General features: G+C 61.2%; 13 protein-coding genes and 1 other RNA gene. 4 read left to right on the top strand and 10 right to left on the bottom strand.

From position 1 onward, the window contains the following. Positions 1-9: 9 nt before the first annotated feature. Positions 10-2,883 carry an aminomethyl-transferring glycine dehydrogenase gene (gcvP, locus tag HB680_RS07710; protein ID WP_213937918.1) on the bottom strand — a complete coding sequence of 958 codons (2,874 nt, stop codon included), beginning with the start codon at positions 2,881-2,883 and terminating at the stop codon, positions 10-12. A gap of 154 nt (positions 2,884-3,037) precedes the next feature. Between gcvP and HB680_RS07705 the strand changes: the two genes are divergently transcribed. Then, positions 3,038-4,177, top strand: coding sequence for a DegT/DnrJ/EryC1/StrS aminotransferase family protein (locus HB680_RS07705; RefSeq protein ID WP_213937917.1), 1,140 nt, complete (start codon positions 3,038-3,040; stop codon positions 4,175-4,177). A gap of 93 nt (positions 4,178-4,270) precedes the next feature. Here HB680_RS07705 and gcvH read toward each other — a convergent pair whose 3' ends face one another. The 9 genes from gcvH to HB680_RS07660 all read right to left on the bottom strand — a co-directional run bounded on the left by gcvH (position 4,271) and on the right by HB680_RS07660 (position 13,720). Further along, positions 4,271-4,654 (bottom strand): glycine cleavage system protein GcvH, encoded by a 384-nt coding sequence (gcvH, locus tag HB680_RS07700; RefSeq protein WP_213937916.1) that lies wholly within the window; start codon positions 4,652-4,654, stop codon positions 4,271-4,273. 52 nt (positions 4,655-4,706) lie between these two features. Continuing rightward, positions 4,707-5,789, bottom strand: coding sequence for a glycine cleavage system aminomethyltransferase GcvT (gene gcvT, locus HB680_RS07695; protein ID WP_213937915.1), 1,083 nt, complete (start codon positions 5,787-5,789; stop codon positions 4,707-4,709). A gap of 156 nt (positions 5,790-5,945) precedes the next feature. Next, positions 5,946-7,544, bottom strand: coding sequence for an iron ABC transporter permease (locus HB680_RS07690; RefSeq protein ID WP_213937914.1), 1,599 nt, complete (start codon positions 7,542-7,544; stop codon positions 5,946-5,948). Positions 7,545-7,688: 144 nt separating this feature from the next. Then, positions 7,689-8,693: an extracellular solute-binding protein gene (locus HB680_RS07685; protein ID WP_213937913.1), complete on the bottom strand. Its 1,005-nt coding sequence runs from the start codon at positions 8,691-8,693 to the stop codon at positions 7,689-7,691. Between the two features lie 218 nt (positions 8,694-8,911). Continuing rightward, the gene (locus HB680_RS07680; protein ID WP_213937976.1) at positions 8,912-10,129 is read right to left on the bottom strand and encodes a 2-octaprenyl-3-methyl-6-methoxy-1,4-benzoquinol hydroxylase; all 1,218 of its coding nucleotides are present in this window, start codon (positions 10,127-10,129) and stop codon (positions 8,912-8,914) included. Positions 10,130-10,138: 9 nt separating this feature from the next. Then, positions 10,139-10,624 carry a DUF4442 domain-containing protein gene (locus HB680_RS07675; RefSeq protein ID WP_054616997.1) on the bottom strand — a complete coding sequence of 162 codons (486 nt, stop codon included), beginning with the start codon at positions 10,622-10,624 and terminating at the stop codon, positions 10,139-10,141. Next, positions 10,617-11,804 carry a 2-octaprenyl-6-methoxyphenyl hydroxylase gene (gene ubiH / locus HB680_RS07670; protein WP_213937912.1) on the bottom strand — a complete coding sequence of 396 codons (1,188 nt, stop codon included), beginning with the start codon at positions 11,802-11,804 and terminating at the stop codon, positions 10,617-10,619. The genes HB680_RS07675 and ubiH overlap by 8 nt, the downstream gene beginning before the upstream one ends. After that, positions 11,801-13,135 (bottom strand): Xaa-Pro aminopeptidase, encoded by a 1,335-nt coding sequence (gene pepP, locus HB680_RS07665; RefSeq protein WP_213937911.1) that lies wholly within the window; start codon positions 13,133-13,135, stop codon positions 11,801-11,803. The genes ubiH and pepP overlap by 4 nt, the downstream gene beginning before the upstream one ends. Before the next feature lie 27 nt (positions 13,136-13,162). Then, entirely contained in the window at positions 13,163-13,720 is a 558-nt protein-coding gene (locus HB680_RS07660) for a YecA family protein (protein WP_213937910.1), read from the bottom strand. Between the two features lie 128 nt (positions 13,721-13,848). Between HB680_RS07660 and HB680_RS07655 the strand changes: the two genes are divergently transcribed. From HB680_RS07655 to ssrS, 3 genes are all read left to right on the top strand, one after another. After that, positions 13,849-14,058 carry a TIGR02449 family protein gene (locus HB680_RS07655; protein WP_007942437.1) on the top strand — a complete coding sequence of 70 codons (210 nt, stop codon included), beginning with the start codon at positions 13,849-13,851 and terminating at the stop codon, positions 14,056-14,058. Further along, complete coding sequence (locus tag HB680_RS07650) at positions 14,055-14,372, top strand: cell division protein ZapA (protein WP_007942435.1); 318 nt, start codon at positions 14,055-14,057, stop codon at positions 14,370-14,372. The genes HB680_RS07655 and HB680_RS07650 overlap by 4 nt, the downstream gene beginning before the upstream one ends. 30 nt (positions 14,373-14,402) lie before the next feature. Further along, positions 14,403-14,581, top strand: a non-coding RNA gene (ssrS, locus tag HB680_RS07645) — 6S RNA. Positions 14,582-14,623: the final 42 nt, after the last annotated feature.

Raw genomic sequence — 14,623 nt, 5'->3', positions numbered from 1 at the left:
ACCGGTAGATCAACGGTAATCATCCACCGGAACGCATGCGCAAAACAGATTGCGGTCGCCGTAGACGTTATCCACACGGTTCACCGCCGGCCAGTATTTATGGGCCTTGGTGTGCGCGTCCGGCGTCACCGCTTGCTCGATGCTGTAAGGCCGCTCCCACACGCCGGTAACGTCGGCCAGGGTATGCGGCGCACGCTTCAGCGGGTTGTCCTCGGCGTCCCAGTTACCGTTTTGTACTTCGGTGATTTCCGCGCGAATGCTCAGCATCGCGCCGATAAAGCGATCCAGTTCAGCTTTGGATTCACTCTCCGTCGGTTCGACCATCAACGTCCCTGGCACCGGAAAGGACATGGTCGGCGCATGGAAACCGTAATCCATCAGGCGCTTGGCCACGTCCTCTTCGCTAATGCCGGTCAATACCTTGAGCGGCCGCAAGTCCAGAATGCACTCGTGGGCCACCCGCTCGTTACGCCCGGTGTAGAGCACCGGGAAGGCGCCAGATAAATGCTGCGCCAGGTAATTCGCGGCCAGAATCGCCACCTCGCTGGCATCCGCCAGTTGCGGCCCCATCATGGCGATGTACATCCAACTGATCGGCAAAATGCTTGCACTGCCCCAAGGCGCGGCGCTGACCGCCCCGTTCTGCGGCTGCGGGCCGTCGATCGGCACCACCGGGTGATTGGCCACGAACGGCGCCAGATGCGCCCGCACGCCAATCGGCCCCATGCCCGGCCCACCACCGCCGTGGGGAATGCAGAAGGTTTTGTGCAGATTCATGTGCGACACGTCGGCACCGATGTCCGCCGGCCGCGCCAAACCGACTTGGGCATTGAGGTTGGCGCCATCCATATACACCTGGCCGCCATGGCTGTGGATAACTTCACAGATTTCGCTGATGCCTTCCTCATACACACCGTGGGTCGACGGGTAAGTCGCCATCAGGCAGGCAAGTTTGTCCCCCGCCGTTGACGCTTTGTCCTTCAGGTCATCCAGATCGACGTTGCCCGCCTCGTCGCATTCGACGATGACCACACGCATCCCGGCCATTTGTGCCGAGGCCGGGTTGGTGCCGTGGGCCGAGGATGGAATCAGACAGATATCCCGTGCACCTTCGTGGCGGCTCTCGTGGTATTTGCGGATCGCCAGCAGCCCGGCGTACTCGCCCTGAGCGCCGGAGTTGGGCTGCATGCAGATCGCATCGAAACCAGTGATCGCGCAGAGCCAGCGCTCCAGCTCCTCGATCATCAGTGCATAACCCACGGCCTGCTCTTTGGGCACAAACGGGTGCAGGTTGGCGAATTGCGGCCAGGTGATCGGGATCATCTCGCTGGTGGCGTTGAGTTTCATGGTGCAGGAGCCCAATGGGATCATCGACTGGTTCAGCGCCAGGTCCTTGTTCTCCAGTTGCTTGAGGTAGCGCAGCATCTCGGTTTCGCTGTGATGCGCACTGAATACGGGGTGACGCAGATAAGGTGTGCTGCGCAGCAAACCGTCAGGAATCCCGGAAACCAGGGGTTCGGCGTCGAGTTCGTCGACGCTGAGCCCATGATCGGCACCAAGGAACACATCGAACAGCTTCGCCACGGTGGTTTCGTCGCAGGTTTCATCCAGGCTCAGGCCCAGTTGCCCGCGCCCGAGAATGCGCACATTGATCTGCGCGGCCTGGGCGCTTTCGATGATCGCCGTTTGCGCGCCGCCGACTTCAAGGGTCAGGGTGTCGAAGAACTGTTGGTTGAGGCAGGTAATGCCGTGGCGTTCCAGGCCGGCGGCGAGGATGCAGGTCAGCCGATGCACGCGCTGGGCAATGCGTTTCAGCCCTTCCGGGCCGTGGTAGACCGCGTAGAAACTGGCGATATTGGCCAACAAGACTTGAGCCGTGCAGATGTTCGAATTGGCCTTCTCCCGGCGGATATGTTGCTCCCGGGTTTGCAGGGCCATGCGCAGGGCGACGTTGCCGCGCGCATCTTTCGACACGCCGATGATCCGCCCCGGAATCGCCCGTTTGTACTCATCGCGACTGGCGAAAAACGCCGCGTGAGGCCCGCCGTAGCCCATTGGCACGCCGAAACGTTGCGATGAACCGAACACCACGTCAGCACCCAACTCCCCCGGAGGCGTCAGCAACAACAGGCTCAGCAGATCGGTCGCAACACAGGCCAGCGCTTGCTGGGAATGCAGGTGATCGATCAATGGCCGCAGATCGCGGATCTCGCCGTGGGTGTCGGGGTACTGCAGTAATGCGCCGAACACCTGGTGTTGTTTCAAGTTATCCACAGCGTCGATGATCAACTCGAAACCGAAACCTTCGGCCCGGGTCCGGACCACGGAAATGGTCTGCGGATGGCAGTTCTCATCGACGAAAAACAGATTGCTCTTGGACTTGGCAACTCGCTTGGCAAGGGCCATGGCTTCCGCCGCCGCCGTGGCTTCGTCCAGCAGCGAGGCGTTGGCCAGTTCCAGGCCCGTGAGGTCGATGGTCAGTTGCTGAAAGTTGAGCAGCGCTTCGAGCCGGCCCTGGGCAATCTCCGGCTGATAAGGCGTGTACGCGGTGTACCAACCAGGGTTTTCCAGCACGTTGCGCAGGATGACGGTCGGCGTGAGGGTACCGTGGTAACCCATGCCGATCAGGCTGGTCCAGACCTGGTTCTGTTCGGCATAGCTGCGCAACTTGGCCAATGCGGTTTCTTCGTCGAGGGCCGGCGGCAAATCCAGTTCTCGGTTGAGGCGAATCCCCGGCGGCACGGTCTGCTCGATCAATTCGATTCGACTGCCCAGACCGAGGCTGTCGAGCATCGCCTGTTGCTCGGCGGCATCGGGCCCCAAGTGGCGGCGCAGGAAGGTATTCGGATCGCGTAACTGGCTCAACGACGGCAACTGGGACATGACGGGCTCTCTCTTGACTGGCGCTCAACGTCGATGCAACACGGTCAAACCAGCATAGCAGCCGATACCCGAGCGGACGGCGTGGCGCCTTCGCTCAATCCCGATCATCATGTTCGGCGCCTACTTAACGTCCGCGATCGGGTGTCTATCGTTTATGAGCCAACTGCCATTTCTGCCGTTTTCCAAACCCGTCATCGATGAAGCCACGATTGCAGCGGTCGGCGACGTGCTGCGCTCGGGCTGGATCACCAGTGGCCCCAAGGTCCAGGCCTTTGAGGCACAACTCTCGGAATTCTTTGGCGGGCGACCGGTGCGCACCTTCAACTCCGGCACCTGCACCATGGAAATCGCCCTGCGCATTGCCGGCATCGGCCCGGGTGATGAAGTGATCACCACGCCGATTTCCTGGGTCGCCACCGCCAACGTGATTCTGGAAGTCGGCGCCACGCCGGTGTTTGCCGATATCGACCCGGTCACCCGCAACATCGACCTCGATCAACTGGAGACGGCGATTACCCCACGCACCAAAGCGATCATTCCGGTGTACCTCGCCGGGTTGCCGCTGGACATGAATCGGCTGTATGCGATCGCCCAAAAGCACGGCTTACGGATTGTCGAAGATGCCGCGCAAGCCTTGGGTTCGAGCTGGAACGACCAACGTATCGGCGCCACGGGCGACTTCGTGTCGTTCAGTTTCCAGGCGAACAAGAACGTCACCTCTTCGGAGGGCGGTTGCCTGGTGCTGAACACGCCCGAAGAAGTGCGATTGGCGGAGAAGTACCGTTTGCAAGGCGTCACCCGCAACGGTTTCGATGGTCTGGACGTGGATGTGCTGGGCGGCAAGTTCAACATGACCGATGTCGCGGCGGCCATTGGCTTGGGGCAATTTGCGCATATCGAGGCGATCACGGCGCATCGGCGTGAGCTGGCGCGGCACTACTTTGAGTGTTTCGGCGCAGACTTCGAAGCGCAGTACGGCGCTCAACTGCCGCCGGCGGATTTCGAGAACAGCAATTGGCATTTGTTTCAGCTGGTGTTGCCTGAGCGCAAGGACGGCCAACCGGCGCGGGCCACGTTCATGGAGCAGATGCAGGCACTGGGCGTCGGCATCGGCTATCACTACCCGCCGATCCACCTGCTGAGTCTTTACCGCGAGCGCGGTTTCAAGGAAGGCATGTTTCCGGTGGCGGAACGGGTCGGTCGCCTGATTGTTTCGTTGCCGATGTTTACGAGCATGACTAAAGCGGATGTCGAGCGGTCGGTGGCGGCGGTCAAATCGGTGCTGAAGCCTTGAATCGTCCCTTGTAGGAGCAAGGCTTGCCCGCGATGGCGATTTCAAGAACGCCATCGCGGGCAAGCCATGCTCCTACAAGAGCGAAGAGCGGTGTTACTCGCCGATAGCGGTTTTGTAGCCGGCTGCGTCGAGCAGTTTTTCCAGCTCAGCCGTGTTGCTTGGCTTGAGCTTGAAGATCCAGGCACCGTACGGGTCGGTGTTGAGCAGTTCCGGGTTTGCGCTCAATTCTTCGTTGACCGCGATCACTTCACCGGCAATCGGCGAGTAGATGTCGGAAGCGGCTTTAACCGACTCAACCACACCGGCTTGATCTTCGGCGGCAAACACGTTGCCGACTTCGGTCAGTTCAACGAACACCACGTCGCCCAAGGCTTCCTGAGCGTGATCGCTGATGCCCACGGTGACGGTGCCATCGGCTTCCAGACGCGCCCATTCGTGACTTTCGGCAAAACGCAGGTCGGCAGGGATATCGCTCATGTTCTGTGTCCTCAAGAAAAATGTCAGCGGTCGTTGCCCGCCAGAAAAAGGGTTAGATCAAGGTTTTGCCATGGCGTACGAAGGTCGGTTTGACCACTCGGACCGGGTACCACTTGCCACGGATTTCCACTTCTGCGCGGTCGGCGGTCGCCATCGGCACGCGCGCCAGTGCAATCGACTTGCTAAGCGTAGGAGAGAAACTACCACTGGTGATCTCCCCTTCGCCAACATTGGCGATACGGACCACTTGATGAGCGCGTAAAACACCTCGCTCCTCAAGGACCAGACCGACCAGTTTGTGCTGCACGCCGTTGGCCTTTTCGGCTTCCAGCGCCTTGCGCCCGATGAACTGGCGAGTGGCGGGTTCCCAGGCAATGCTCCAGGCCATATTGGAGGCCAGCGGTGAGACATCTTGATGAATGTCCTGACCGTAGAGGTTCATTCCGGCCTCGACACGCAAGGTATCCCGGGCGCCCAAGCCAATAGGAGAAATGCCGGCGCCGACCAGGTCGTTGAAGAAACCGGGAGCCTGATCGGCCGGCAGGACGATTTCCAGGCCATCTTCACCGGTGTAACCCGTGCGCGCGATAAACCAGTCGCCGTCGAACTGACCCTCGAACGGTTTGAGGATCTGAATGAGATTGCCACGGGACTGGGTGACCAGCTCGGCGATCTTGTGCCGGGCCTGAGGACCTTGAATGGCCAGCATCGCCAACTCGGACCGCTCAAGGAGTCGCACATCGAAGCCGTCGAGATGCGCCTGCATCCAGGCCAGGTCCTGATCCCGGGTGGAGGCGTTGACCACCAACCGATAGCCGTCCTCGAGACGATAGACGAGCATGTCGTCGACGATGCCGCCGCGTTCGTTGAGCATGGTGCTGTACAAGGCACGGCCGGGGCTGTGCAGGCGATCGACGTCATTGGCCAGCAAGTGCTGGAGCCAGGCCTTCGCCTGGGAGCCGTCGACATCGATCACGGTCATGTGGGATACATCGAAAACCCCGCAATCGCGGCGCACCTGATGGTGTTCCTCGACCTGCGAGCCGTAATGCAGTGGCATATCCCAACCGCCAAAATCGACCATCTTCGCGCCGAGGGCGAGATGAAGGTCATACAGAGGCGTACGCTGTCCCATGGGTTTCTCCTTCCGGGCGTGGCGAAGGTGCGGACAAGCACTGCACGGGGTGAAAGCCTTGAATTAGAAGGCCTACAGCCGATTTCAGCTACCTGATCTGTCAGACGGACCGCACCGAATGCCGCGCATTGTAGCCGCAAGGTGTAGGACTGGCACCTAGGCGTTTCGATGCGCCGAACGTCGAATCAATCCGATGACCGGTAACAGCCCGACCAAAACCAGGGTCAGGGCCGGCAACGATGCCCTCGCCCATTCACCTTCGCTGGTCATTTCAAAGATGCGAACGGCCAGCGTGTCCCAGCCAAACGGGCGCATCAGCAGGGTCGCGGGCATTTCCTTGAGCACATCGACGAACACCAGCAACGCCGCGCTCAAGGTGCCCGGCAGCAAAAGCGGCAGATACACTTTGAAAAACAGTCGTGGCCCACTGACCCCAAGGCTACGTGCTGCTTCGGGCAAAGAAGGCCGTATTCGCGCCAGACTGCTTTCCAGTGGCCCGTAAGCCACCGCAATGAAACGCACCAGATAGGCCACGATCAGCGCCGACAGACTGCCCAGCAGTATCGGTTTGCCCCACAGCGGTACGACCAGTTCGCGATCCAGGTAACTGAACGCCAGCATGATCGACACCGCCAGCACAGAGCCGGGGAAGGCGTAGCCCAGGTTGGCCAGGCTGACACCGGAGCGGATCGCCCGGGTCGGCGCCAGGCGACGGGCAAACGCCAGCAACAGGGCAACGCTGACCGTGATCAGTGCCGCCATGCCGCCCAGGTACAGGGTGTGGACGATCAGCCCGGCGTAACGCTCATCCAGATCGAAGCGCCCGCGCTGCCAGAACCACACCACCAGTTGCAGCATCGGGATGACGAAGGCGCAGGCGAACACCAAGCCACACCAACTCATCGCCGCCAACGCTTTGAGGCCGCGCAGGTGATACAACGCCTTGACCCGTGGTCGCTCGTTGCTCGCCCGATGGGCGCCACGGGCACGGCGCTCGCCGTAGAGCACGACCATCACCACCAGCAGCAACAGGCTGGCCAGTTGCGCGGCGGTCGAGAGGCTGAAAAAGCCGTACCACGTCTTGTAGATGGCGGTGGTGAACGTGTCGAAGTTGAACACCGACACCGCGCCAAAATCCGCCAGGGTTTCCATCAGCGCCAGCGCCACACCGGCGCCGATGGCTGGGCGCGCCATGGGCAAGGCGACGCGCCAGAACGCTTGCCACGGGGATTGGCCGAGGACTCGCGCGGCTTCCATCAGGCCCTTGCCCTGGGCCAGAAACGCAGTGCGCGCCAACAGGTAAACGTAGGGATAGAACACCAGCACCAAAACCAGGATCACACCACCGGTGGAGCGCACTCGCGGCAATCGCAACCCGACGCCGAACCATTCGCGCATCAGGGTTTGCACGGGGCCGGCGAAATCCAGCAGGCCGACGAAGACAAACGCCAACACGTAGGCGGGAATTGCGAACGGCAGCATCAACGCCCAGTCCAGCCAGCGCCGACCGGGGAATTCGCAGAGGCTGGTGAGCCAGGCCAGGCTCACGCCTAATAGCGTCACGCCAACACCGACGCCGAGCACCAGGGTCAGGGTATTGCCCAGCAGTCGTGGCATCTGGGTGTCCCAGAGGTGGGACCAGATTTGTTGATCGATGGTTTGCCAGGAGAAAAACAGCACGCTCAGGGGCAGCAGGACCAACGCGGCGATGGCGAAGACCAGGGGATACCAGCGGCGTTGGGCGGGGTGGGCCAAGGAAAAGCTCTCAGGGGTGAATCAGCAGAAGTGTATGTACACCGCAAAAAGATCGCAGCCTCGTTTCACTCGACAGCTCCTACAGGGGTACGCGATCCCAATGTAGGAGCTGTCGAGTGAAACGAGGCTGCGATCTTTTGATCTTCAGTTCCAGCCAGCGCGATCCATCATGCGGATCGCTTCGGCCTGACGCTTGCCGGCAATTTCCACCGGCAACGTATCAGCAACAAACTTGCCCCAGCTCGCCACTTCCGCAGAAGGCGCCACTGCCGGGTTGGCCGGGAACTCCTGGTTCACATCCGCGAAAATCTTCTGCGCTTGCGGCGTGGTCATCCACTCCACCAAGGCCTTGGCCGCTTCCGGGTGCGGCGCATGTTTGGTCAGGCCGATGCCCGACAGATTGACGTGCACGCCACGGTCGCCCTGATTCGGCCAGAACAGCTTCACCGCCAGGTCCGGCTTCTGCTTGTGCAGACGACCGTAGTAGTAAGTATTGACGATGCCGACGTCGCATTGCCCGGCGTTGATCGCTTCCAGCACCGCGATGTCATCGGAGAACACGTCGGTGGACAGGTTACTCACCCAACCCTTGAGGATCTGCTCGGTTTTAGCGGCGCCATGGACTTCGATCATGGTGGCGGTCAGCGACTGGTTGTAGACCTTCTTCGCCGTGCGCAGGCACAGGCGACCCTCCCAATTCTTGTCGGCCAGACCTTCGTAAGTGGTCAACTCTCCCGGTTTCACACGATCCGTGGAGTAGGCGATGGTCCTCGCCCGCAGGCTCAGCCCGGTCCAGGCATGAGAAGACGCGCGGTATTGCAGAGGGATGTTGGCGTCGATGGTCTTTGAGGTGAACGGCTGGAGAATGCCCATCTGCTCGGCCTGCCAGAGGTTGCCGGCATCGACGGTGAGCAGCAGGTCGGCGGTGGCGTTTTCGCCCTCGGCCTTGATGCGCTGCATCAGCGGCGCTTCCTTGTCGGTGATGAACTTCACCTGCACACCGGTTTTCGCGGTGTAGGCATCGAAGACGGGCTTGATCAGCTCGTCGATACGCGAGGAGTAAACCACCACCTCGTCGGCGGCCTGGGCGGCGGTGCTGCCGATCAGGGTCAGGGCCAGCGCGGTCAATAGACGCTTCGGTGCCAACATGGGAGCGGTCTCGATTGAAAAATGAGGCCAAATGATAAGGACTCACATTTGCCAGCTCAATCGAACAGTTTGCGGGTGAGTTACCAGATGTTGCACAGCTTCAGGTATGTATTGAATGTACCGACGTCTTCGCGAGCAAGCCCGCTCCCACAGGGGAATGCATTTCAACTGTGGGAGCGGGCTTGCTCGCGAAGAGGCCATCAGCCCCAGCGAAAGGCTCAGGCCTTGGCCAGCGCCGGCAAATCCCCGGTCAACCCCAGCGCTTCACGCACAAACAACGCCTTGGCCTCCGGCAACTGCTCAACCATCTTCAACCCGGCATTACGCAACCAGCGCACCGGCAGCGGATCCGCCTGGAACAAGCGCTCAAAGCCTTCCATCGCCGCCATCAACGCCAAATTGTGCGGCATGCGCCGACGCTCGTAACGGCTGAGAACCTTCACATCCGCCAGGCGCTCACCGCGCTCAGCTGCTTGCAACAGCACTTCGGCCAACACCGCCGCATCGAGAAAACCAAGATTCACGCCCTGCCCGGCCAACGGGTGGATGGTGTGCGCCGCATCGCCGATCAGCGCCAGGCCTTCCGCCACATAACGCTTGGCATGGCGCTGACGCAGCGGCACGCACAGACGCGGATCAGCGCTGATCACTGTGCCCAAACGGCCCTCGAAGGCCCGTTCCAGTTCACGGCAGAAAGCGTCGTCATCCAGCGCCATCAAGCGTTCGGCTTCGCTCGGCGTGGTCGACCAGACGATCGAACACCAATCCTGCTGACCATCCCGCTCCAGCGGCAAAAACGCCAGCGGACCATTGTCGGTAAACCGCTGCCAAGCCGTCATTTGATGGGGTTTTGAGCTGCGCACACTGGTCACGATCGCGTGGTGCATATAGTCCCACTCACGGGTGGCGACACCGGTCAGGCGCCGCACCGCCGAATTGGCGCCGTCCGCCGCAATTACCAACGGCGCGCGCAAGGTGCGGCCATCGGCGAGGGTCAGCAGCCAGTCATCGCCGGAGCGGCGCATCTGCTCCAGACGCGCATTGGCCAACATGCCGAGATCGCAATCGTGCAAACGGTCGAGCAAGGCGTCCTGCACCACGCGGTTTTCGACGATATGCCCCAGCACATCGGCGTGCACACTGGCCGCCGAAAAATGGATTTGCCCGGTGCCGCTGCCGTCCCAGACGTGCATGTCGGTGTAGGGGCTGCTGCGCCGGTTGGCGATGCCGTCCCACACGCCGAGGCGTTCGAGGATGCGCTGGCTGGCGGCCGACAGTGCACTGACTCGCGGCTCGAAAGTCGCCTGGGCATCGAAGGGTTTGACGCTCATCGGGCTGCCGTCCAGCAGCAGGACTTCCAGCCCGCTGTCCTGTAACGCCAGCGCCAGGGCGCTGCCGACCATTCCGGCCCCGACAATCAGCAGATCTGCGCGCATGTCCATGCTTTAAGCCTGTCTCGCTTGCGGCTTGAGCCGCACGTAAAGGGTTTTTTCGACCCGCGCCACCAAGGTGCCGGCGCCGTCGTGAATATCGACCTGCAACTGCGGCAGGTATTTTTCGCCACTCGCCGTCTGCCGGCGAATCTCGTCGAGCAAGGTCTCGTCGATGTTGAAACGGGCGAACACCGGACCTTTGCCCGGCGCAATGAAATCGATGTCGGCGGCTTTGTCCCAGACAATGTAACGGTGCCCGAGGTTTTCCATCAGCATCAGCATGTAGAACGGATCGACCATTGAATACAGGCTGCCACCGAACTGGGTGCCGACGTAATTGCGGTTGTACCAGCCCAGGCCCATGGACACCTTGATGTCCCGGAAGTCATCGCTGATGTGTCGAACCCGCACACCGGCGCCGAGGTACGGCGGGTAGAACGTCATGACCCAGCGCATCAACCGCGCCTTGCCGAATTTTGCGGTGAGCCACTTAAGCATCCGGACGAGTACCCAAACCCATGGCCTGCCGGGCGAACCAGCGTTTGGCCGGCGGCAACAGATCGAGACCCAACAGGCCGATGTTGCGGCCCAGGGACACCAGCGGTTGGGTGCTGCCGAACAACCGGGTGACCTGATCGGAGAAGCCCACGGTCAGGTTCTGATCCATGCGTTGACGTTCACGATAGGCCTGCAAGGTCGCAAAGTCGCCGGGCGAGGTTTCGCTGGCCAACAACGCATCGGCCAAGGCCTGGGCATCGCGCAAGGACAGGTTGAAACCCTGCCCCGCAATCGGATGCAGGCTGTGAGCGGCGTTGCCGAGAATCGCCAGATGCGGACGCACCTGCTCTTCGGCCTCGATCAAGGTCAGCGGGTACAAATGCCGCGCGCCGACCTGTTTCAACGTGCCGAGGCGATAACCGAACACGCCTTGTAACTCGCTGAGGAAGCTCTTTTCATCGAGGGCCGCCAACCGTTGCGCGTCCATGCCCAGACGGGTCCAGACCAAGGCGCAGCGGTTGTCCGGCAATGGCAACAACGCCATCGGGCCTTCGTCGGTGAAACGCTCGAACGCCATGCCGTTATGGGCTTCGCTCGGGGTGATGTTGGCGATCAGCGCGCTCTGGTTGTATGGACGCTTTTTGATGCCGATCCCCAGTTGCTCGCGCAGACCGGAACGACCGCCATCGGCAAGCACGGCGAGGTCGCATTCCAGGGTGGTTTCGTCATTGAGGGTCAGGCGATAGCCGTCGGTCAGCGGCTCCATGCGCGTGACTTCCGCCGGGCAGCGCCAAGTGACCACGTCCTTGTCCAGGCCTTGCCAGAGGCATTGGCCGAGCCAGGCGTTTTCCACCACATAGCCGAGGGCCGGAACACCCTCTTCCATCGCCGACAGTCGCGCCGTGGAAAAACGCCCACGGTCGGAGACATGAATCTGCTTGATCGGCTCGGCGCGACGGGAGATTTCCTGCCACACGCCCAACCGTTGATAAATCTGCCGAGCGCCATAGGACAGCGCCGAAGAACGGGCGTCGTAGCTCGGTTGATAGGTGTCACCGGGGGCGAACGGCTCGATCAGCACGATCTTCCAGCCACGGGCCTTGGCCCCGGCCTGCAAGGCCAACGCCAGACTGGCGCCGACCAGACCACCCCCGATGATTGCCAGATTGACTCGACTCATGCCGCTTGTGTCCGTGCTTGTGCCATCAAGGCCTCGATCTCGGCGACCGTTTTCGGCACGCCTTTGGTCAGGATTTCACAACCGGTCCTGGTCACTACCACGTCGTCCTCGATGCGCACGCCGATGCCGCGCCATTTCTTCGCCACGTTCTGATTGTCCGGGGCGATGTAGATGCCCGGTTCCACAGTGAGCGCCATGCCGACTTCCAGCACACGCCATTCGCCGCCGACCTTGTACTCGCCGACGTCATGCACATCCATGCCCAGCCAGTGGCCGGCGCGGTGCATGTAAAACGCCTTATAGGCTTCGTTGGCGATCAACTCGTCGACGTCGCCCTGCAACAGGCCCAGTTTCACCAGACCGGCAGTAATCACCCGGACCGTGGCTTCGTGCGCCTGATTCCAATGCTTGTTCGGCGCGATTTCGGCAAACGCCGCTTCTTGCGACGCCAGCACCAACTCGTAGATCGCCTTCTGCTCGGCGGAATACTTGCCGCTCACCGGCCAGGTGCGGGTGATGTCGCTGGCGTAGCAGTCGATTTCGCAACCGGCATCGATCAGCACCAGGTCACCGTCCTTGAGCACCGCGTCATTCTGCTGGTAATGCAGGATGCAGCTGTTGCGCCCCGAGGCGACGATCGAGCCATACGCCGGCATCTTCGCCCCGCCCTTGCGGAACTCGTAATCAAGCTCGGCTTCCAGGCTGAACTCATGCAACCCGGCGCGGCTGGCCTGCATCGCGCGGATATGCGCCTGGGCGGATATCCGTGCGGCTTCGCGCATCACCTTCACTTCTGCCGCTGATTTATACAGGCGCATGTCGTGGAGCAGATGATCCAAAGCAACGAATTCGTTCGGCGGCTGAGCGCCGAGGTGCGCTTTAGAGCGGATCACGTTGATCCAGTCCATCAGGTGCCGGTCGAATTCCGGGTTGCTGCCCATGGCCGAATACACCCGGTCGCGCCCTTCGATCAGGCCCGGCAGAATGTCGTCGATGTCGGTGATGGGGAACGCGTCGTCGGCGCCAAAGTCGCGGATCGCGCCTTCCTGGCCGGCGCGCAGACCGTCCCACAATTCCCGTTCGGCGTTGCGCTCGCGGCAAAACAGCAGGTATTCGCCGTGCTCACGGCCGGGCATCAGGACGATGACGGCTTGAGGCTCGGGGAAACCGCTGAGGTACTGGAAGTCGCTGTCCTGACGGTAGACGTGCTCGACGTCGCGGTTGCGGATGGCCACCGCGGCGGCGGGCAGGATCGCGATGCTGTTGGGTTCCATCTGCGCCATCAAGGCCTTGCGGCGACGGCTGTATTCCGATTTCGGGATATGAATCATGGGCAGATGGCTTTCCCTGGCAGGCGATTAATGCAACGACGGTTTGGCGGCGGCCGGCTCGGCAGGTTTCTTGGTTTCGGTGAACAGCAGTAGCGGCGCGACGCGCAGGTACTCCATGACTTCCATGTAGTCGCTTTCGCCGTCGTCGGATTCTTCCAGCGCATCTTGCACCTGAGCGATGGCGGCCAGGTCCTGCAGGACCTCGGTCGCTTCGGTGCTCAGCGCGTTGTCGCGGTAGGTCAGACCGAAGCCGGCGAGGAAGCCCTGGCACCATTGGCCCAGTGCAGCGGCGCGGTCGGCCAGCGGTGCGTCGTCGGTTGGCAGCAGCAGAACGACCGTCATGTCGTCGCCGGTCAGCTCACCCTTGACCATCTCTTGCAGGCCGATCAGGGCGTTGCGAACGTTGTCTTGTGGCTCGCCTTCGAGCAACTCGGCGGCGTCCGCCAACCAACTGTCGGCGGCGAAGCCTGCACCGGCGCAACTGCGGCCGAGCAACAGGCCATGCAGTTCGGCAGGCGAGACGTTATGACCGCTGGAAGTCAGCAGGGTGGCGAAGGCTTGGTACGGGGAATTCTGAATGGGCATGGGCAGCTAGGCGCCAGACGGCGCTATGTCTAGAATGAAGGCCTTGTATCCTACATCGACAGACTCGCCAAGACTATTAAAGGCTGTCCGCCCGTTATTACCCATCAGACTCAATCTCAGTGGACACAATGGAAGACACCGACCTGCAAGCGCTGATGGCAAGACTCGAACTGCTAATTAGCCGAGTCGAGCAACTAAAGAGCCAAAATGGACTCCTATTAGCTCAGGAAAAGACCTGGCGCGAGGAACGCGCTCACCTCATTGAAAAAAACGAAATCGCCCGGCGTAAGGTCGAATCGATGATTTCGCGCCTCAAGGCCCTGGAGCAAGACTCATGAGTTCAAGCAATAGCGTTACCGTGCAGATCCTCGATAAAGAATATTCGATCATCTGCCCCCAGGAAGAGCGCAGCAATCTGGTGAGTGCCGCCCGCTACCTGGATGGCAAGATGCGCGAAATCCGCAGCAGCGGCAAAGTCATTGGTGCCGACCGCATCGCCGTGATGGCCGCGCTGAACATCACCCACGACCTGTTGCACAAGGAAGAACGCCCGGACGTACAGGCCAGCGGTTCGACCCGCGAGCAGGTTCGCGACCTGCTCGACCGCGTCGATCTGGTGCTCGCCACCGATCCGGACGTCACCAAGGGCTGAAACGCGAAACCGCTTGGGGTATACTCGCGTCACTCCCTGGGGTGCTTGCCAGTTGACCACGTCCCTGAGCCGATTCGCACTACCCTGGAGGCTGCACGTTGGGCTGGTGTGCATGTCCGCTAGACGGAAAGCCTTAAAGCCTACTGCATCTTCCACCTTGAACTTTCGGGTTCAAGGGCTAAGTCAGCAGCGGTTCATCCGGGGAGCCTGATTCCAGTCCGATGCCGGTTTAAATACCGGCATCGGCTTTT

This window comes from Pseudomonas sp. dw_612, assembly GCF_018449725.1.
In the GTDB taxonomy this organism is placed as follows: Bacteria; Pseudomonadota; Gammaproteobacteria; order Pseudomonadales; family Pseudomonadaceae; genus Aquipseudomonas.
The sequence above is the reverse complement of the archived record's forward strand: the minus strand, read 5'-3'. Positions and strand labels throughout refer to the sequence as shown.